22 protein-coding genes and 1 pseudogene are annotated in these 17,363 nt (G+C 55.3%); 9 read left to right on the plus strand and 14 right to left on the minus strand.

Going from position 1 to position 17,363, the window contains the following annotated elements; all coding sequences use genetic code 11:
* Positions 1–35 precede the first annotated feature (35 nt).
* The 3 genes from QMK47_RS13560 to QMK47_RS13570 all read right to left on the minus strand — a co-directional run bounded on the left by QMK47_RS13560 (position 36) and on the right by QMK47_RS13570 (position 2,148).
* Positions 36–401: an SMI1/KNR4 family protein gene (locus QMK47_RS13560; protein WP_320390389.1), complete on the minus strand. Its 366-nt coding sequence runs from the start codon at positions 399–401 to the stop codon at positions 36–38.
* A gap of 208 nt (positions 402–609) precedes the next feature.
* Positions 610–1,047, minus strand: coding sequence for a GNAT family N-acetyltransferase (locus QMK47_RS13565; RefSeq protein WP_320390390.1), 438 nt, complete (start codon positions 1,045–1,047; stop codon positions 610–612).
* A 384-nt stretch (positions 1,048–1,431) separates the two neighbouring features.
* Positions 1,432–2,148, minus strand: a complete 717-nt coding sequence (locus QMK47_RS13570; RefSeq protein ID WP_320390391.1) for an SDR family oxidoreductase — start codon at positions 2,146–2,148, stop codon at positions 1,432–1,434.
* Between the two features lie 659 nt (positions 2,149–2,807).
* Between QMK47_RS13570 and QMK47_RS13575 the strand changes: the two genes are divergently transcribed.
* Entirely contained in the window at positions 2,808–3,236 is a 429-nt protein-coding gene (locus QMK47_RS13575) for a hypothetical protein (RefSeq protein ID WP_320390392.1), read from the plus strand.
* A 115-nt stretch (positions 3,237–3,351) separates the two neighbouring features.
* Positions 3,352–3,819 (plus strand): DUF6678 family protein, encoded by a 468-nt coding sequence (locus tag QMK47_RS13580; protein WP_320390393.1) that lies wholly within the window; start codon positions 3,352–3,354, stop codon positions 3,817–3,819.
* 155 nt (positions 3,820–3,974) lie between these two features.
* Here QMK47_RS13580 and QMK47_RS13585 read toward each other — a convergent pair whose 3' ends face one another.
* From QMK47_RS13585 to QMK47_RS13605, 5 genes and pseudogenes are all read right to left on the minus strand, one after another.
* On the minus strand, positions 3,975–4,400 hold the full coding sequence (locus QMK47_RS13585) for a GNAT family N-acetyltransferase (RefSeq protein ID WP_320390394.1): 426 nt from the start codon (positions 4,398–4,400) through the stop codon (positions 3,975–3,977).
* 253 nt (positions 4,401–4,653) lie between these two features.
* Positions 4,654–4,983 carry a hypothetical protein gene (locus tag QMK47_RS13590; RefSeq protein ID WP_320390395.1) on the minus strand — a complete coding sequence of 110 codons (330 nt, stop codon included), beginning with the start codon at positions 4,981–4,983 and terminating at the stop codon, positions 4,654–4,656.
* Between the two features lie 43 nt (positions 4,984–5,026).
* Positions 5,027–5,130 (minus strand): annotated as a pseudogene (locus tag QMK47_RS13595) (glutamine amidotransferase); the annotation flags it as partial.
* Positions 5,131–5,217: 87 nt separating this feature from the next.
* The gene (locus tag QMK47_RS13600) at positions 5,218–5,655 is read right to left on the minus strand and encodes a hypothetical protein (RefSeq protein ID WP_320390396.1); all 438 of its coding nucleotides are present in this window, start codon (positions 5,653–5,655) and stop codon (positions 5,218–5,220) included.
* Between the two features lie 193 nt (positions 5,656–5,848).
* On the minus strand, positions 5,849–6,184 hold the full coding sequence (locus QMK47_RS13605) for a helix-turn-helix domain-containing protein (RefSeq protein WP_320390397.1): 336 nt from the start codon (positions 6,182–6,184) through the stop codon (positions 5,849–5,851).
* Between the two features lie 73 nt (positions 6,185–6,257).
* Here QMK47_RS13605 and QMK47_RS13610 point away from each other — a divergent pair, with 73 nt between their 5' ends.
* The 3 genes from QMK47_RS13610 to QMK47_RS13620 all read left to right on the plus strand — a co-directional run bounded on the left by QMK47_RS13610 (position 6,258) and on the right by QMK47_RS13620 (position 8,273).
* Positions 6,258–6,827 (plus strand): carboxymuconolactone decarboxylase family protein, encoded by a 570-nt coding sequence (locus QMK47_RS13610; protein WP_320390398.1) that lies wholly within the window; start codon positions 6,258–6,260, stop codon positions 6,825–6,827.
* 79 nt (positions 6,828–6,906) lie between these two features.
* Complete coding sequence (locus QMK47_RS13615) at positions 6,907–7,443, plus strand: dihydrofolate reductase family protein (RefSeq protein ID WP_320390399.1); 537 nt, start codon at positions 6,907–6,909, stop codon at positions 7,441–7,443.
* A 116-nt stretch (positions 7,444–7,559) separates the two neighbouring features.
* Positions 7,560–8,273 carry a class I SAM-dependent methyltransferase gene (locus tag QMK47_RS13620; protein ID WP_320390400.1) on the plus strand — a complete coding sequence of 238 codons (714 nt, stop codon included), beginning with the start codon at positions 7,560–7,562 and terminating at the stop codon, positions 8,271–8,273.
* A gap of 15 nt (positions 8,274–8,288) precedes the next feature.
* On the opposite strand, the gene QMK47_RS13625 is transcribed toward QMK47_RS13620, so the two are convergent.
* Together QMK47_RS13625 and QMK47_RS13630 are read right to left on the minus strand one after the other, a co-directional pair.
* Positions 8,289–10,055, minus strand: coding sequence for a S8/S53 family peptidase (locus QMK47_RS13625; protein ID WP_320390401.1), 1,767 nt, complete (start codon positions 10,053–10,055; stop codon positions 8,289–8,291).
* Between the two features lie 104 nt (positions 10,056–10,159).
* Positions 10,160–10,459, minus strand: coding sequence for a hypothetical protein (locus tag QMK47_RS13630; protein WP_320390402.1), 300 nt, complete (start codon positions 10,457–10,459; stop codon positions 10,160–10,162).
* Positions 10,460–10,672: 213 nt separating this feature from the next.
* Here QMK47_RS13630 and QMK47_RS13635 point away from each other — a divergent pair, with 213 nt between their 5' ends.
* Together QMK47_RS13635 and QMK47_RS13640 are read left to right on the plus strand one after the other, a co-directional pair.
* Complete coding sequence (locus QMK47_RS13635; protein WP_320390403.1) at positions 10,673–11,077, plus strand: hypothetical protein; 405 nt, start codon at positions 10,673–10,675, stop codon at positions 11,075–11,077.
* A 398-nt stretch (positions 11,078–11,475) separates the two neighbouring features.
* Positions 11,476–12,123, plus strand: a complete 648-nt coding sequence (locus tag QMK47_RS13640) for a DUF998 domain-containing protein (protein ID WP_214511717.1) — start codon at positions 11,476–11,478, stop codon at positions 12,121–12,123.
* Between the two features lie 41 nt (positions 12,124–12,164).
* On the opposite strand, the gene arsH is transcribed toward QMK47_RS13640, so the two are convergent.
* Entirely contained in the window at positions 12,165–12,899 is a 735-nt protein-coding gene (gene arsH, locus QMK47_RS13645; protein WP_320390404.1) for an arsenical resistance protein ArsH, read from the minus strand.
* Positions 12,900–13,103: 204 nt separating this feature from the next.
* Here arsH and QMK47_RS13650 point away from each other — a divergent pair, with 204 nt between their 5' ends.
* Positions 13,104–13,820 (plus strand): class I SAM-dependent methyltransferase, encoded by a 717-nt coding sequence (locus QMK47_RS13650; protein ID WP_320390405.1) that lies wholly within the window; start codon positions 13,104–13,106, stop codon positions 13,818–13,820.
* 23 nt (positions 13,821–13,843) lie between these two features.
* Here QMK47_RS13650 and QMK47_RS13655 read toward each other — a convergent pair whose 3' ends face one another.
* Complete coding sequence (locus QMK47_RS13655) at positions 13,844–14,005, minus strand: DUF2986 domain-containing protein (protein ID WP_080766468.1); 162 nt, start codon at positions 14,003–14,005, stop codon at positions 13,844–13,846.
* A gap of 36 nt (positions 14,006–14,041) precedes the next feature.
* The gene (locus QMK47_RS13660; RefSeq protein WP_320390406.1) at positions 14,042–14,980 is read right to left on the minus strand and encodes a hypothetical protein; all 939 of its coding nucleotides are present in this window, start codon (positions 14,978–14,980) and stop codon (positions 14,042–14,044) included.
* A gap of 321 nt (positions 14,981–15,301) precedes the next feature.
* On the opposite strand from QMK47_RS13660, the gene QMK47_RS13665 reads away from it, so the two are divergent.
* Positions 15,302–15,853, plus strand: a complete 552-nt coding sequence (locus QMK47_RS13665; RefSeq protein WP_214511713.1) for a cytochrome b — start codon at positions 15,302–15,304, stop codon at positions 15,851–15,853.
* Between the two features lie 42 nt (positions 15,854–15,895).
* Here QMK47_RS13665 and QMK47_RS13670 read toward each other — a convergent pair whose 3' ends face one another.
* The gene (locus QMK47_RS13670) at positions 15,896–17,362 is read right to left on the minus strand and encodes an FAD-binding oxidoreductase (protein ID WP_320390407.1); all 1,467 of its coding nucleotides are present in this window, start codon (positions 17,360–17,362) and stop codon (positions 15,896–15,898) included.
* Position 17,363: the final 1 nt, after the last annotated feature.

Consider the following 17,363-nt stretch of genomic DNA (forward strand, 5'->3'; position numbering starts at 1 on the left):
CGTCTTAGGCATGGGGCGCCGATCCAGTAGAGACGCTACTCAAGGTTTATGCAGACCTGTTCGAACCAAGCGGCAAAAGTTGGCCAGCTTTCGTTCGTGCTTCCGTTGTGCGACCAGTATCGGACGGCACCAGCCTTTGATATGCAGTAGTAGTCGCTGTTGTCTTCAATGAAAGGCAACCAGTCCCGGGGGACGCCCTGTGCCCAAGCGGTTTCAGCAATTTCGAAAATGTCCAGATAACTGCTGCTTCCCACTATCACTGCCGCTTCGAACACGGCGTTTGCGACATCGCTGCCACCTTTAAGGAACTGAACATACTGGTCGGGAAAGCGAAAGTTGAGCTTGCTCTCTGCGTCAGCGATTTCAGCGTCTGTTGGGATACGAAAAGGCTCGTCTGTCATTTGTTTAAACCTGAGTGCTGCTTCGTTTCGTGCGGCGGGTTATAGGCTACTCAAATCGACGGGGTAGATGTCGGCTTTCGACTGTGGATTCAACCGGTCGATGCAACAGATTGGCTAAATCGTTCTGTCGGTGTTTCGTAGCCTAGTGTTTTCCGAGGGCGGGTTTTAGCCCATCCCAGTGAGCGAGGCGAACTGTTTGAGCCAGTTGTTATGCATGTTTTATTAGTCGCTTCTTTAAATGATACAGGTTAGTCCCGATTGGTCGATCCTCAAGAACACCATAAGTCTCATACCCATGCCGCTCATAGAACTGTTTAGCGTCAACAGTTTTTAAGAATGCAACGACTGCCCCATTGTTGGCGCCAATCGTTTCTGCTTTTTCCAATAGCATAGAACCTATTTTTTTACCGCGATGAGATTCCTTAACCCAAAAGGTATCAATTTCTAAGCCGTCCCAATAACAATTGCAGCTTATTGCACCGATGTAGTCGCCTGCTTCATCGTGTGCAACCACAATAAATATTTTATCTTCCGATTCGCGCGGTAGGTTTGGATATTGAATTCTAAGATATTCTGAAAATCTATCATTCAGAACCCCTTGATCCTTTTTTGTTGGGGAATCCAATATGTCAATCTTGATTTCCACTTTATTGCTCCTGTCATTCAACTTTGAGGTGCCGTGCGGCTTCTGGCACAACAATTAATTTTGCAACATGCGACGTTGAATAATATTCCATGTTCATGCGTAATCCCTTGAGCAATCAAGAAAATCGAGTCTATAAACGCGACATCAAGAAGGGGGGGCGGCATATTTTTTTGCACATTACTGACGTATTAGCTGCGCGTCCATGGTCTGTTTTTGGCCGATTTCCGCCGGTCGCGACAGGCAGCTTTGGGTCGTTTTTTGCCTGTTGCGAAAGGCAGAAACCAACTCTTGGCAGTCTGTGAGCATTGGCTGAAATTGGCCCGGGCGGTTCGAAAGCGCAGGCTAACAGATTAACGACGTAGGCTAGAAATCTGCCTCGTATCGCTATTTGCCACCGAGACTTCCTCCACCATCGACGCTGATCACTTGGCCCGTCACGAAAGATGCTTCCGCACTCAACAAGTAGGTAATCAGAGAGGCAACTTCTGATGGCGTTCCCAGTCTTTGCATCGGAATCGTGGACAGTATTTGACGCTCACCATCACTTCCCACGGGTTTGGTTTTTCGAAAAAGCTCAGTTTCTATAGGACCAGGTGCGACTGCATTTACCGTAATTCCAATGGGCGCCAACTCAAGCGCCCACGTACGGGTGATACCCACTAAAGCGCTTTTTGCGGCAGCGTAAGCTGTTCTGTCCCGGGCTCCAAAAATGGCACGGCTGCACACATTCACTATGCGTCCCGCAGGAGACCGCTTAAGCGACGGCAGGCAAGCCTGAGTAACTTGCACCGAAGCTCTGACATTCAGGTCAAAAACTTTTTGGAGCGTTTCAAGATCAAGAGTTTCAAGGCTTTGCGGAGCCGCTACGCCAGCGTTATTGACGACGGCATCAATAGACGTCCGCTCTAGCAGTTTCTCAAGCATCTCGCCCGTCTCCTGAGTGTTGGCTAAATCACAGAGCAACAGCTTCCCGGGAAAATAGTCAATCGGATGCCTGGCAATGCCGACCACATCCCACCCTGACTGATTCAACTGGGTACTGAGCGCGAAACCAATCCCTTTGGTTGCACCCGTCACCAGTGCAGTTCGGCTGTTGTTCATGGTTAACCCCTCATCATCTGACTCAAAGCCCTATTGATAACACAGGCCACTCGACGCTTGTTCTTCGTTACAACGCCAATGCACGAGTTCACTTTGGTGTGAGGCCAATTGGTTTTGCCGAGAGCTGTCCTGGGCAACAGTTGCCATGGGGTCGTGAAGATACAAAATTCGACCGTCTGCTTTTGGCTGATTGCGGACATTCAGTGTAGCCAAGGATAGGGCGGCCTCTCTATTTCATATTCAGAAAGTGCAGCAGCGACACAACACCGTTCCCCCAGTGCGGTAGCCCACTCCCATCCGCCTTTGACCGGACATCAAAAACCTGCACAATTGCCGGATTTTTTCGCGATAGGAAGTCCCCATGCAACGGATTGTGATGCTGGGCAATGCCAGTAGCGGTAAATCTACCCGCGTCCGCCCCCTCGGCAAACGCCTGAGCTGCGCCTGCCCATAGGACCGGACATTCCCTCTGTGCATTTGCGCGGCAGCCGGCAGGTTGCCGCATTTCTCAATAGCGTGCCCCCAACGTCTTAAGTCTGCCTTGAGTAAGGTGAATGCCATCCCGGCAGTCGAACCGCGCATTGAGCGTTAGCCCAGTGCCTGGGGCTCAAGAGTGGGAAGAACAACTTCAAATGCGAGTTACCGATAGGTCTGCGAAGATGAAGAAACTAACCCGGCTCCCAACGTTAGCCCTCATTGCACTCGTGTTCTGCGCGGCGCTATGGGCCGTTTCACAGTGGTGGGAAAAGGCTCTGGCGAAGCCCGTCGGCGCAGCCAGGATCAGTCCCAATGGCTGCTACCGAGTTCAGGAGTTCAAACCTTTTTGGTTACTGCCCGGCCTCTTTCACCCCCAGTCGCCCCCGGATGAACCAGAGCAGCTACAGTGGTTTGCTCGCTGGGAGATTCCAGCCTTTTTTCGCTTGTACGATAATCGCAACGGCCAGCTGATTGGCGAAAGCGCGATCTACGATCTGGTGAATTATGGGGGACCTCTGTCTTGGGGCTTCGGTAGCCACCCTACAGTTTCCGTCGAAATGATCACGATTGGCACCGACCTGCCTGCCTGTGCAGGTAATCAGCCGGACTAGCGGGGTGGCATGAATCGCCTCCGCGTTTGTATAAATACATTGGAACGCTTGTTTCTGGCCGATAACTGCCGGTGTCGGCCGGTTGCATCCACATCCGAAAAACAGGCATTCATTCTTGAAGACCAAAAAATCGATAGGATTGAATATGAGCGAGCTACCGAGGTCCGGCGCGGGCCATGATGATGCAACACGGAAGAAAATCCATGCTGCTGTTGCGACAAGAAACTTGGCAAGTGCATCGAACAATACCAAGTGGGATGAGCTGATCAACCATTTTCGTCAGCGTCAGGGTTGGCGTCCGTCTTACCGCTCCAAGTCCGTCACTGGATATGTCTCAGAGTGGGATGTCGAGTGGTTTTACCATCTGCCGTTTCCATTTGCGTCCGTCGAATGGTTCGACATTGGCTTGTCAGAAGCCGCCCCCTCAAAAGGAAGGTTGCTTGCACGTACGACCATTGACCATACAGAAGAAATATCAAAGGTAGTCGCACAAATTGGATTCGAGTTTGAGGTGCGCGCTGACGTTCTGAGAATTTGGGGATACTTCCCAAAATCGTATGAAGATTTTCCGCCGGTACAATAGCCTGAGATCGGTCAGCCGCCGCGCATGAACAACTGCTTCTGAAATGAATGATGGCAGGGCCAATTGCTGATTATATGACCGACTGGCAGCTTTGGCTGAAATTGGCCGATTGTGGTCTGCTATGAAGCAGCTATCCGACCAAAATCAAAACGTTGTTAGCACAACAGCTTCTGGTAATAGAGCCGGGTATGTCCCGGTGGATAGTCTGCCAGGCGTCCGAATTCGGAGTAGCCAAGTTTTTGATAGAACCCGGGGGCCTGAAAGCTGAAGGTCTCCAGCCAGATACCGGTGCAGTGCTTTTTCTGCGCGACTTCTTCGGCCATGCGCATTAGCCGTTCACCAATACCCTGACCACGCATCGACTCGGGAACGCTGACAAGATCGATGAGCAGCCATCGATAAGAGACCTTGCCGTACAGCCCGCCAATGACTTCGTTGCTGTCAGGGTCTCGTAGCAACAGAGCAAATGTTTCATGGGCATCGTCTCCACCGTTGGCTAGGTTATGGGCCAGCAACGGGGTCAAAATTCCTAGTCGTTCTGCTTCAGTCGCATTTTCCGAAAGCTGGATTTCTACCGACATGGCCCTCTCCCTGAGCTATGAATAGATGGGGCAACAAGGTAGCCCATTTCTGTCACCCCATGGCGAATCAGTAAATGCATCAATCGTCCGTTTTTGATGGGCTGGACTGCTGCTCTCGGCCGAAAGCCACCAGTCGCGAACGGCACCAACCGGCCCAGAAGCTGCCATTGCGCGCCAGGATTCAGGCATTGGATGATCCAGCATGTCTAGACAGTAAAGCGCCTCAAAAACATGCCGGCTTGGACAGCGTGGATCAACTTAAATACCCTATCGCTCCCAGAGCCTCAATCAAACGCAACAATGCTGGTTTTTCGGCTGGTTTTTCGCCGATGCAACACACGTCCGGATCGCTGAGAGAGCACCAAACCGACACCGGGTCGCCTACCTTCAGCCCGTATGAGGCTTTACGCAGAGTTGCAGTTGACCAAGCGTCAATGGTTTCGTTGAGAGACTTTTGAAAACGCTTCCCATTGGCGCTATAACTGAAGCTCATGAACTGAGCTCCGATCCACGGCTCCTCACTTCCTACAAATGTTACGTAGCCTTGTACCACTTGTCCCACAGGTACATCGCCAGCGCTCATCAATTATCTCCTGATAATGTGCCCGACATGCGGGACGACGTGATCACCCATGTTCCGCTGCCAACATTGACCTGAACTGAGAATGCTCTCTGAAGATAGCCCGGCACCTTCAAACACTGCGCAGGTGAATTTAACGGGGAGATGCCCGTAACATATGACGACAACAAACAGACATCAAGGGCTGCTTCGGGCCGAGTGCCGCCGGTGGAGAAGGCAGCAGTCGACCCATAGCTATCATTGTTGTATGAAGGTAACGAAGCTGGTTTCGATTTCGACGCTGGCGGGGGGAAACGTGTTGACCAACATGACGGCATTGTCACCTTGGTTAAGAAAAATCAGAAAGTCCCCGGACTCAAACTCGACTCTAAATCCCACTAGCCGGGACTCCTGGCCGTTGAGGGAGTCGAGAATTCCCTCAACCTCGCAAATTTTTTCGCCTTCGAGGTAGGATGCTGATAAAGCTACCAGGAGGTTTTCCTTCTTCCAGGAGCACATGGCGTTAGGCTCAATCTCGAAGGCGTCTGGCGTATTGATGGGAAATAGGTCGGTCCCTACGCTCTCACCATCACTCAAGAGGTACATGGATATCATCTCTTGCTCGCCGAAACGCCATTCAATGGAACCGACATCTCCCAGACTCTTCTCTCCGTTGAAATAGTACTGGTCATGCATCAGCACGCTCAGTCTCTTACCTACCAGTAAACGTGCACTGTTTAGGTCTTGGGCTGTTCTCGTAACTGAATAGGAATAGCGGCTATCCAATAGGCACCTCGGTACTCGGACTGGGGTAGATATTACACAAGCGTTGTGATGTCCGCTTTTGGCTGATTTCCGTCTATCGCTGCTGTCAGCTGCACTACTCACCTTAGTGGGGTTCCCGCTCCAGGCAGTCGGCCCATTTGCCCGCAAACCGGTAGAGGGGGGCGAATGCTTCCGATAGCTCTAGGCCAAGTGGCGTGAGGCTGTAGCCGCCGTCGACTCTTTCGACAATGCCCGCGTCGCGCAGCTCATGGATTCTGCTTTGCAGCACAGTGGGAGAGATGTCTCCCGCCGCACTTCTTAAAGCCCTGGAACTCATGGCTCCATCGCGTAGTTCCCAAAGGACTCTAAGCGCCCATTTTTGTCCGAGTAAGTCCAGGAGAGCCATAATTGGCCGGCGTCCCCTGAGTATTGATGAAACGCGGCTCTGGCTATCATTCATCGTTATTGACCTTGCTTGCTACATATTTAGTAGCGAGCATCCTTGCTACATATTTGATAGCGGAGGATACGCGATGTCACGAATCAAAGCACTCGGTGAACCCTACCCAGCCGAGGTCAGGGCGACATTCGACAAGATAATGGGAGTAGGAGTACCACCGCTGGTTCTATTCTCAACCATTGCAAGCAGTGATCGTGCGTGGCGAAAATTCACGGGCGGTTCTCTGCTGGATGGATCGTTGCTGACACTTCGCCAGAGAGAACTCGTCATCGATAGGGTTTGTGCTCGCACGGCGTGTGAATACGAGTGGGGGGTACATGTGATGGCCTTCGCACAGGCTGCCGGGCTTTCCAAAGAAGAGGTGGCCGGCACGTTGGAACATCCTCTTCGGCCGGAGCATTGGAAGGAGGAAGAGGCCATTCTCCTCACCGCGATCGATGCGCTTCATGATCGAGCAACGTTGAGCGATGAAGAATTTTTGAGCCTCGGAAAGCACTTCGACGACGATCAGGTGCTGGAGATTTTGATGCTCGCGGGCTTTTACCGTACGGTCTCATACATTGCGAATGGCCTTGCATTACCGCTCGAGCAAAATGCAGCCCGCTTCAGTGAATATCAGAAGGGGATGACTGCAAAAACTTGAGGTAGCCCGACATTGATTGCTTCTGGCCGCAAGTCTATCTCTGGTTCAACGAGAGCTACCCCACAACAAGGAGCTACAAATGCCCACCGCCCACGTCTTCATCGCCACCAGCCTGGATGGCTTCATCGCCCGCTCCGACGGCGACATCGACTGGCTTCTACAGCGCGACGACCCGTCCGAAGACCACGGCTATCCAGCCTTCATCGCCGACAAGGACGTGATCGTGATGGGGCGCGGGAGCTATGAAAAGGTGCGGACCTTCGACACTTGGTTCTACGACCGGCCCGTGGTGGTGCTGTCCGAGCAGTTGGCCGATTCGTCGGTGCCCGAGGCGTTGAAGGGCAAGCTGCGTTTCTCCAACCGGGCCCCCAAGGATTTGCTGGCGGAGCTGGAGAGTCAGGGCGTGCAGCGTGTCTATGTGGATGGTGGTCGGGTGGTGCAGTCTTTTCTGCGCGATGGGTTGGTCACCGATATGGTGATCACCACCGTTCCCGTGTTGATCGGCTCGGGGCGGCCGTTGTTTGGCGGGCTTGAGCGGGATGTGGATTTGAAACTGGTATCCAGCCGCAGCTTTCCTTCGGGGCTGGTGCAGTCCACCTACCGATTGGTTCCATGATTGAGGCCGTGTAGCCCTGCGGCACAACCGGTGGGGCTTGACAGCCCTGGGATACTGAAAGGGTAGCCGCGTCCATTGCGGTACATCCCGTCACGACGCAAAGGAAGGTGCTCTCCATGCGCAATGAAGAACTCAAGGCCTTATTCGACCAGCAGGCCGCCAGCTACGATAAGCAATGGGCGGGAATGGCGCCCATTCGTGATGCCCTGTACACCCTGCTCGACGCCGTGTTCGCTGACTTACCGGAAAATGCCCGGATACTCTGCGTCGGCGTAGGCACTGGTGCGGAACTGGTCCATCTGGCCAAGCAGAACCCCGGCTGGCATTTCACCGCCGTTGACCCCTCGGACGCCATGCTCGATATCTGTCGGCAGAAAGCGGCACAAGAAGGCTTCCTTTCGCGTTGCAGCTTTCATCAGGGTTACCTTGACGTGCTACCTGCTGAGCCTGACCACGACGGTGCCACCTGTTTTCTGGTGTCTCAGTTTTTGCTCGAGCCACAGGCCCGTATAACTTTCTTCCACGAGATCGCCCGCCGGCTTAAGTCGGGCGCAATACTGGCAAACGCCGACCTCGCCGCTGACATCGAATCACCTGCCTACGAGGCGCTACTGCGCAACTGGATGACGCTGATGTCCTCTGCAGGCGTACAGCCGGAGATGCTGGTCAGGGCTCGTGCTGCCTACGCCCGCGACGTGGCTATCCTGCCGACACAGCAGGTCGCCGGTCTCATCGAGACCGCTGGGTTCGAGGCTCCGATACAGTTCTTCCAGGCGGGGCTGATGCATGGGTGGTTTTGCCCGCGCAAGGCAGACATTGTCTTGAGTTAGACGTGACCTTGACTTTCAACGCACGCGGTCGCGGCTTTGTGCGGCCAGGTCCAGGGCCTTTTGCATGTCCAGTCGCGCCGAGCGGCCGACGTCTTTGTCGTTGAGTTGGAAGCGGCGTTCCGACGGCAAGATGGGCGCGGTGAGGTCTTCGGCGTCCATCTGTTCGAAGTCGTGGTTGTCGCCGATGGTCATGGCGCTGCGGCGTAGCAGCATGCGCAGTTGCTCGGGTTGCAGTTGCGGGTTGATGGACAGCATCGCCGCCAGCAGTCCCGCGACCATGGGCGTGGCGTAGGACGTGCCGCAATGCACTGCGCCTTGCTGGCCGGCGTTGGTCGTCGAGGCATGGGCGCAAGCGGCGGCAGTGATGTCGACGCGCATGTCGATGTTCGAGGAGCTGCGCTTGACCGCATAGGCCGGGTCGTCGACGGCGACACCGGTATGCTCGCTGCGCTGGTGCCCGCCAACCACCAGCAATTGCTCGGTGATGAAGGAGGAGGGCAGGCGGTATTCGTCGCTGCCCGAGAACGAGGCGCCATTGCCGGCGGAGTTCACCACGATGACGTCGGAATGTTCCTTGCGCAGCCAGAGGAAGAACTCCTCCAGCAACTCCTCGTACCCGCCCATGGCGATGCCCGAGCGCAGCAGCGAGTCGACGTTATCGCCTTTGACGTCCTTGGCGCCGACGCGGTGGATGCCCCAGCTCCAGTTGAGCACGCGTACACCGTCCTCCACGAGGTTGACGGAGGCGGCGATGTTGGCGGTGATCCCGGCATCGGAATTACGTTCGACGATGACCTCGAAGCCGCCGCTCGTCTTGTCCAGCCCGCGGAGAAAACCGGTGTTGCCGCTGTCGTCCCAGTGCGCGGCGAGAATGCCGGCGACGGTTGTGCCGTGGTTGTCCGGCTTGTCTGCATCGCGGGCGTAGACGCAGGTGCGCGGTGGTGAGCAGGCGCCGAGGTAGTCTGCGAAGTCCGTCGTGTCGAAATCCACATCGCGCTCGATCAGGCCGATGCGCACCGGTTGCGGCTGGATGGGCGGCTGTCGTCCGGGGATGCGTCGTTGGTAATAATTCACCGCGTCGAGAAAGCGATTCGCGGCCCACTCATCGGAGTCCAGGGCTGGCTTCTTCGGTTCTTCAGGATGGGCTGCGGCTTGCTCGGTCTCTTCGGCCGAGGACTCTTCGATGACCACGGCGTCCACGCTGGTCTCGCTGCCCAGGCGCAGCACCAGGGCGTCACGCTGCACCAAGTCCTTGGCCGGCAGGCGAAGTTGGTACAGGTTCAGTGGCGCGATGCTGCCGACCACCGTTGCCCCGTATTTGCGGGCCAGGCGCTCGGCTTCCTGACGGCCGTCACGGTCTTCCTCGATCAGCACGCTGACCAGGTCGACGTAGGTGGTCAGGCCATCCATGTTCTTCGCTACTTCGTCCGCTCCGGCGGCCAGTACGTGACTGTTGCGCAAGGTCAGCCAGGCGGCATTGCTGGCGCGTGGGCCGGCCTGCAGCCAGAGCGGGCCGCTCTGGTAGTCGGCGCTGTCCAGGCGCAAGCGCAGGTTTTCCCCTTCGCGCTGGATCGTGTCCGCGGGTATCACCTTTGCGCCCAGTTTCAGTGGCGGCGTTGTCTGGCCCAGTCCGCGTACGGTCAGGCACCAGTCCTGGTGCTGGCTTTGTAGCAGGTCGCCGCAGCGTTTCAGGCTTTCCAGACGCAGCGGTTCAGGCACAGCGGCTGCCGTGCTGGCAGCCAACGAGAACAACGTAGCGAGGGCAGCGGATCGTAGGGGCATGAGCCAGGTTTCTTTGCCGAGGGTCTTGTTGCTCCGACTGTTACGTTGCTCGCTTCGTTCAGCGGGATAACGCTACCCAGCGATGACGCTTCTTCGTTCAGAAGCTATCGAGGCGCACGCCCAACATGAACGCGATACCTGATATCCCGATCAAAACTGTCTTCCGGGTTTTCATAAGCTTCCAGTGTTTCCAAGAACCCTGTGCGCTCAAGACTCACCAGATCCTCAAGGGTCCAATCAAAGGGGAAGTCGCTGGAAAAGCTTTCACCCTGATGTTCAACCCATTGAAAAACCGGGAAGGGCAGGTAACCGAGCCACTCCGACCGATAGGTGATCTCGTCGGATTCGCTACTCGTCACGATGGCGTGGATCTTGTTCTTGATGGTTGCTTGGCGTTCATCCATGGTGTTTCGATCCTGGTTGTTGATTGACCTACCGCTAGCTTATGGCCGATTGCTTTGCGTCGAGCAACGAAGTTGTTCGGCTGCTGGCAATCATCGACGACATGCCTCGCATCCTGTGTAGAATCCGGTTTTTCCAGATTTCAAAGGATTGAGGCTCGTGATCACTGATAACGTTCCGTTCCTGATTGAGTCGATTTTCGGGCGTTTGAATCAATGACCAAAGACCTGAGCGATGCCGATCTTCATGCCGTGATGCTGGAAGCCATCGAAGAAGGCTTGAACATCAACGTGCACGCCATCTGTGTGCGTCTGCAGATCGATGTTTGCAGTCTCTTGAATCAGGTCGCGATTGCGGTGGCTGAGGGTTTCATTTCAAATACTCAGGACTTTGAATTTTGCGATGAGATCATGAATGCGTTGTTCGTCGCTATCGTGGACGTATCCATGCATGCGCCGATGCCAGAGCCGGCATTTTCGATATACAGAGCATTTGACGCCGGAGAGTACACGCACAGCGGTGATTCTACGAACGTGTGCCCTTGGGAGAAATACACTCGGCCAGAGATAGAACGGATTCTGCACAGCACTGGGAGAGGTCTGCCGACACTAGCCAGTTAGGCATTGACACCATGGCAGATTGAATAAATGAGACGAGTAGAAATGGACAGGAACCCAAAACTGGAAATCGAGTGCGCCACCTACAACGATTTTCTCAGCCTCTGGGATCAGGGAACGTTTGCTGATCGGCGCAGCAAGCCCGAAGAAACGCTTCAACGGCGAAGAAAAAGCAGGCTATCGGCGTACGGATCAACTGGCTATTGATGAATGTAGATCTGAAATGTTGAAGCCGTCGCCGCTGCAACAGGTAGTGTCGGGGTTTTACTGCGAGCATTGTGGCATCGGCTTTGTCAGGGATAGTCTGGTCCAAGGAAGTTAACGACAGAGTTCTGCTGGAGAGATGCGAGATTTCGCATCACCCCCGATACGGACATCAAAACGACACGGAGTGTCACAACATGAAAACCATTGATCGTGCTTTGCTAGGCTGCGGAATACTGATCCCATTCTGGCTGTTTTTGGGTGTCACACTGACTGCGCGGGCCTATCCAGGCTACAGCCATCTGGATCAAGCCATGAGCCAATTAGGTGCCATTGGCGCGCCAACCCACAGCTTCTCTGCTTGGGTGAACAATTTTCCGCTGGGTGTGATGTTCGTGCTTTTCGCAACAGGTGTGGCGAGACGGTTCAAGGCATCGCCGATGGCCTTGCTTAGCGCGGCACTGATTCTCATCCATGGCTTGGCAAGCTTTACGGCCGGCTATTTTTCCTGCGACCAAGGCTGTGCGCCGGCTCAACCGTCGGTCTCGCAGCAGAGTCACAATCTTGCGGGGCTGGTGATGTTCATTTCGCTCACTCTGGCGGGAGCGCTGTGGACGTTCCTTGGCAAGTCGCTGCTTTTATCTGCCAGGTTCGCCATGTTCTCGGCGATCTGCGTAGTCCTGGCCATCGTGACGGTTATGCTGATGGCGACGGCATTGGCCGACGGTCATTTGTTCGGCCTGTACCAGCGACTCAATTACGGGGTTTCGGTGGTCTGGATTGCCTCATTGGCCTTAGCTGCCCTACAGGACGAGGCCGACGTGAAAGCAGCTTACGTCCGTTAAATGCCTACATCACACTGAAGAACCTATCACTATCGCCGCGCCTAGATAGACCTCTGGTTAACGCGTTTGGAGAGCGCTTCGGCGCTTTCCTTGCGCTCGGAGTAGCGGTCGACCAAATAGGTTTCTCTGCCGCGTACCAGCAAGGTGAACTTCATCAGTTCCTCCATGACATCGACGACCCGGTCGTAATAGGACGATGGCTTCATGCGCCCGGCTTCGTCGAACTCAAGGAAGGCTTTGGGGACGGAGGATTGATTGGGGATCGTGACCATGCGCATCCAGCGACCGAGCACGCGGAGTTGGTTCACGGTGTTGAAGGACTGCGATCCGCCGCATACCTGCATCACCGCCAATGTCTTGCCTTGGGAAGGACGAACCGCGCCCAGCGCAAGCGGGATCCAGTCGATCTGCGCCTTGAACACCGCCGACATCGAGCCATGGCGTTCTGGCGAGCACCAGACCTGGCCTTCCGACCACATCACCAATTCGCGTAGTTCCTGCACCTTGGGGTGATCGACGGGCGCATCGTCCGGTAGCGGTAGCCCGGACGGGTCGAAGATCGCGGTTTCGGCGCCCATGAGCTTCAACAGGCGCGCCGCTTCGCGGGTCAGCAGCTGACTGAAAGAGCGCTCGCGGGTTGATCCGTACAGCAAAAGTATGCGCGGTTTATGCTCTGGTTCTGCGCTCTTTGCGAGTTTTTCCGCTGTTGGTACGTCGAAGAGTGACAGGTCAAGATTTGGGAAGTCATGCGGGGTTTCGCTGGAGAACTCAGTCATTACACAGCTCCAATCCGGTCCAGAACATAGGGAAAAGCATATTCGTATTTCCATATGTTTATCGCAAGTCGCAATTGGCTGACCGCGCAAAACGTTGCCGATGGAAACAGATATTCCTTGCGGGAATGCTGCGCATAAAATTAATGAATTTTTATTATCTCCAAGCGAGGCGTAGCTTGATTTCAGGACACGGAGAACTGCGCTTTGAAATCATCCTCGTTTAATTCAGCGGAAAAATTTGATACTTCACGGGCCAATGAGTACGGCCGGCAGAGCCGCATTGCGCTCGCTGGATACGACGCCTGCCAGGACCTGGCGGCGTGCATGCTGGCGGCGACCCTTGGGAACGTGGGTTCGGCGAATATACTGGTGGTGGGCGCTGGCGGTACGGCGCAAGAGATCATTGCAATGGCCAAGCTGGAGCCGGGTTGGCGCTTCACTGCCGTCGATCCGTCCGGGCCAATGCTGGAGGCGGCGAAGCAGCAATTAGCCGCAAACAACTTGCTCGGAAGAACCGCCCTGCATCTTGGGCATGTTGAAGACCTGGTAGCCAACGGGTCGTACGATGCTGCCACCTTGATCGGTGTACTCCATCATCTCGATGGGGATGAAGCCAAGTTGAAAATATTACGGTCCATCCAGGCACATCTAAAGCCGGGAGCGCCGCTGATTGTCGCCGGGAACCAATATGCGTATGCCAGCCAGCCGCTACTCCTCGCGGCCTGGGGGCAACGGTGGCGACAGCATGGCGCCAGCCCGGAAGAAGTGACGGTCAAGCTTGGCAAGATTCTTCAAGGCGCCGACCCTCCACATTCCGAGGCTGCGGTTCAAAAACTGTTGAGTGATGCAGGATTCGGCAGTGCTACCCGGTTCTTCAGCAGTCTTTTCTGGAGCGCCTGGCTAACGTGCAAAACGGCCTGAGGACGGACCTTCAGCGACGTGGCTCAGCTTTCCGGCGGCGTGATGGGGGCGTCGCTGGCTTCAGCCGCCAGCTTCAGTCGGTCGGCTTTGCTGATGTATTGAGTCTTGTTTTTGGGTGCCAGCTTGGCACTGGCTTTTTTGGCGTTAGCCTTCAATAACTGGTTTATTTTCTTGCGGCGATTCATGTTGTTCTGCTCGGCATGTCAATTTTCCGGATGGTATCAGTTTTCCGTTTTCTCAGGATTTTTCCTCATTTTTGCAGTGGGCTTCACACGGCGTTCGATAATGATCGAGTCATTCGGGATCTCCAACCGAATCGCCGTTTCCTCGGCGTGCATTTCAATCAGCGTTGAATTGCCTACGCCTCGGAAAATCACCGTCGCATCTTCAAATTTTTTGTAATCTTCCAGCGGTGAATCCTTGGGGGCTGGCAATAGATTGGCGTAAGGCGGTTTCACCAGAATCGTTGCTCTTTCTATACGTATTTGCGCGAAGCTCATGGCTGCTTGCAGCAAGTCCGAAGTCACGCCCCCCATGAGAAGGGGCGTCAGGAGGATTACCCCAACGATCACTGCCCTGGTTCTCTTCAAGGGTTTCATTTCGGCGTGAGGATCCTGGTCAGGATGCTCGGAATCGACGACTTCAGGTGCCGATGGCTGCGCTGCTTTTATTTTTTTGTTCTGCTCCAGATAGGCGGAGTAAACGATGTACTGAAAAATGGGCAGAAGGATGAGCTGAATGTGTTCCAAGGGGCTTTTATGGGTAAGGAAATAAATGGTCACCGCGCCGCATATTCCAAAAAACACCGAGAGGAAGGTTATTTTTGGTCGTTTGAATTCCAGTATGGGTTTTTTACCGGTGATTTTTCCATGCAGCCAGACGAAGCTTCTAAGCACGGGTATGAAGAACGGCGAAAGTAATACCCCTACAGCCGTGACGGAGACTGAAAAGTAAACACACACCAGCCCGAAGCAAAATGCAGTGACTAGAAATAACAAACTGTCTCCAACGGATACGCCTTGTGGGTAATGACCGTTGCTCAATAAATAACTGACGATGCACGTGCCGCCAATCAGCAATCCGATTCTTGCCGACAGGGAGAGTAGTTTTGTAGCGATCTCTATCTGTTTTTCGAGTCCGGTGGTTGCTTCCCGCATCATAGAATCCTCCTTGATATTAAGCAGCAGATGGTCGCTTCCCGGACGCATCTATTCGTAGAGAGCATAGCGATGCTTTGGTTGTTCGTGACGTGTGAGTGCGCGCAAAGTTGGGGCGAGGCTGGCGAATGCTTCCCATGAGCCTCTGGAGGTGATCGCGGTTCGCACTGGGTAGCAGCGTCTAAAGGTAAAAAAAACGTCTTGAAATGTCGGTCTTCAGACTGCCTTAAGACTTTACCTGCAGGTTGGCAGCATCGCTTCCCAGCGATCGGATCGTGGCTGCCGAATGAGTCGGCAGCCCGTCAGACTTTCACGAGGCGCGTTATGACCCGCGATATTGCCGTAAACCGTTATGGAAAACTGTCGATCACCCTGCACTGGTTGATGCTGGCGCTGTTCGTCGGTGTGTATGCCTGCATTGAAATCAAGGGTCTGTTACCCCGTGGCAGCACCGGGCGAAGCCTGTTCCTGGGGTTGCACGGGCTCTTCGGGCTGAGCATTTTTGCACTGGTTTGGGTCCGTCTGTTCGGGCGCTTGACACCGCGCCCGCCAGTCACACCCGCGCCGCCGGCCTGGCAGACGGGTGTTTCCCACTTAATGCATGCGGCCCTGTATGGCCTGATGATCGCGACACCGGTGCTGGCCTGGTTGATGCTGGCCGCCGGAGGTAAGCCCGTGCCGTATTTCGGGTTCTTCTTGCCGGCACCGGTGGCGGTGGATCCCGATTTGGCCAAACAGCTCAAGTATTGGCACGAATTGCTCGGCAGCAGCGGCTACTGGCTCATCGGCCTGCATGCGGCGGCGGGGCTGTTCCATCATTACTGGGTGGGTGACAATACCCTGGCCCGGATGCTGCCGGGGCGAAACCGCTCTTGATGGACGAGTTCTGCCTGGTAGCAACCGGAATTCGGCCGGACGCTACCCCACGTAGTACTTATCCCAAAGTTTGTTCCGGAATCGTTTGCCTGGATCGAACCGTGCCTTGAGTGCAAACAACCGTTGTGCACCAAGGTAGGCACGCGAGAATTGCTGTCGCGTCGCATGCAATTGATAGGGCAGGTAGTAAGTGCCCCCGAACGCCAAGGCAATATCGATCAGCTCGCGTGTCCATACGCCGACCTTCTCGCGGTCGGCCACGCCGACGTGTTGCCAGTAATAAAGTACGAATGAAAAGACTTCCTCGCGTGCCCAGGACAGGTACGTATGAGGGGCGGGCGGCGAGTGTCGGATGGAGATGTTGATGGCATCAACGTCATGGGCCTTCAGTAGATTGGCCATTTGTATTGCAAACGCGTTGAAGTGGGCTACCGGTACGAAATATTCCTGCAGCGCGTAGGTACTGTTGTGGGTAGCGATCGGCCCGAGCGAGGCGACGTCCCTGCTGGCCTCGTAATTGCGGCGTACCACTGGGTGGCTGAGGTAGCGCAATGGGTCGATGACATCCTTGCGAATCAGCGAGCCACCGGGGAGTCTGGCCACGCCCCACATGATGGTTTGATCCAGGGCGTACGATTGCCCCGGTGCGACCAGCCGATCTTCGACGGTCAGCTCTTTTTCCGTGGTGCACCAGGTGATGGCGGTGGCTTGGTCAAAGTGGGGCGGCGCCAGATCGGCGTTGTGCAGGATTGCCTGGTCGTTTCCGCGGATCTGGTCATTGAAGAACTTGGGGTAATCGGCAACCGGCATAGGATGTACTTGGCGCTCCATCGTGACGTTGGGTGCCAGGTCCAGTTCGATCTCTGTGATGACCCCCAACGCGCCATAGCTACCGATGGCGGCGTGAAACAGATCGGTATTTTCGGAGCGAGAGGCTTCCACTACAGAGCCGTCGGCGAGCACCAGTTGCAGGGCGCGTACCGAGTTGCTCATCGGCCCGGCGCCGACGTAACGCCCATGAGCATTGACTGACAGCGCCCCGCCGACCGTGAAGTTGGCATAGCTCTGCATGATCTTTACCGAAAGGTCATCCGGGTCGATGACGGTCTGCAGGTCGCGCCAGCGCATTCCTGACTGCACGCGTATGACCTTGTTTTCAGGCGAATAGCGGATGACCTGATTGAACTGACGCATATCGAGATGCAGGCTGTCTTCAGTGGCAATCTGGCCGCCCATGCTATAGCGGCCACCACCGATGCTCACCGGGCCCGTCCACAGGGTCAACGCCTGGCATATCTCATAGGTGGTACGTGGAGCACACAGACGGCTCACCCAGACCGGGTTGAGCAATGTCACGTCGTTAACCAGCACGCCCGAAGGTGCTGCCCATGCCGACCAGGGGGACAGTACGCCGAAGGCAATCCCGGTCATGCCAGCCTGAAGCAGGCTGCGTCGGGTGAGACAGGGCGACAATCCTGAAAGGGTGGGCGCTCGCGCGTCGTTGATCATG

Origin of the sequence: Pseudomonas sp. P9_35, assembly GCF_034008205.1 — a bacterium.
Lineage (GTDB): Bacteria > Pseudomonadota > Gammaproteobacteria > Pseudomonadales > Pseudomonadaceae > Aquipseudomonas > Aquipseudomonas kilonensis.

Bases quoted from the DNA above. Each gene is read 5' to 3' on its own strand.
- QMK47_RS13600 (WP_320390396.1), bottom strand. From the start codon at position 5,655: ATGCATGACCAGTACTATTTCAACGGAGAGAAGAGTCTGGGAGATGTC.
- QMK47_RS13620 (WP_320390400.1), top strand. From the start codon at position 7,560: ATGCGCAATGAAGAACTCAAGGCCTTATTCGACCAGCAGGCCGCCAGC.
- QMK47_RS13590 (WP_320390395.1), bottom strand. From the start codon at position 4,983: ATGAGCGCTGGCGATGTACCTGTGGGACAAGTGGTACAAGGCTACGTA.
- QMK47_RS13585 (WP_320390394.1), bottom strand. From the start codon at position 4,400: ATGTCGGTAGAAATCCAGCTTTCGGAAAATGCGACTGAAGCAGAACGA.
- QMK47_RS13570 (WP_320390391.1), bottom strand. From the start codon at position 2,148: ATGAACAACAGCCGAACTGCACTGGTGACGGGTGCAACCAAAGGGATT.
- QMK47_RS13640 (WP_214511717.1), top strand. From the start codon at position 11,476: ATGAAAACCATTGATCGTGCTTTGCTAGGCTGCGGAATACTGATCCCA.
- QMK47_RS13660 (WP_320390406.1), bottom strand. From the start codon at position 14,980: ATGATGCGGGAAGCAACCACCGGACTCGAAAAACAGATAGAGATCGCT.
- QMK47_RS13635 (WP_320390403.1), top strand. From the start codon at position 10,673: ATGACCAAAGACCTGAGCGATGCCGATCTTCATGCCGTGATGCTGGAA.
- QMK47_RS13560 (WP_320390389.1), bottom strand. From the start codon at position 401: ATGACAGACGAGCCTTTTCGTATCCCAACAGACGCTGAAATCGCTGAC.
- QMK47_RS13670 (WP_320390407.1), bottom strand. From the start codon at position 17,362: ATGATCAACGACGCGCGAGCGCCCACCCTTTCAGGATTGTCGCCCTGT.
- arsH (WP_320390404.1), bottom strand. From the start codon at position 12,899: ATGACTGAGTTCTCCAGCGAAACCCCGCATGACTTCCCAAATCTTGAC.
- QMK47_RS13630 (WP_320390402.1), bottom strand. From the start codon at position 10,459: ATGGATGAACGCCAAGCAACCATCAAGAACAAGATCCACGCCATCGTG.
- QMK47_RS13625 (WP_320390401.1), bottom strand. From the start codon at position 10,055: ATGCCCCTACGATCCGCTGCCCTCGCTACGTTGTTCTCGTTGGCTGCC.
- QMK47_RS13655 (WP_080766468.1), bottom strand. From the start codon at position 14,005: ATGAATCGCCGCAAGAAAATAAACCAGTTATTGAAGGCTAACGCCAAA.
- QMK47_RS13605 (WP_320390397.1), bottom strand. From the start codon at position 6,184: ATGAATGATAGCCAGAGCCGCGTTTCATCAATACTCAGGGGACGCCGG.
- QMK47_RS13615 (WP_320390399.1), top strand. From the start codon at position 6,907: ATGCCCACCGCCCACGTCTTCATCGCCACCAGCCTGGATGGCTTCATC.
- QMK47_RS13575 (WP_320390392.1), top strand. From the start codon at position 2,808: ATGAAGAAACTAACCCGGCTCCCAACGTTAGCCCTCATTGCACTCGTG.
- QMK47_RS13610 (WP_320390398.1), top strand. From the start codon at position 6,258: ATGTCACGAATCAAAGCACTCGGTGAACCCTACCCAGCCGAGGTCAGG.
- QMK47_RS13665 (WP_214511713.1), top strand. From the start codon at position 15,302: ATGACCCGCGATATTGCCGTAAACCGTTATGGAAAACTGTCGATCACC.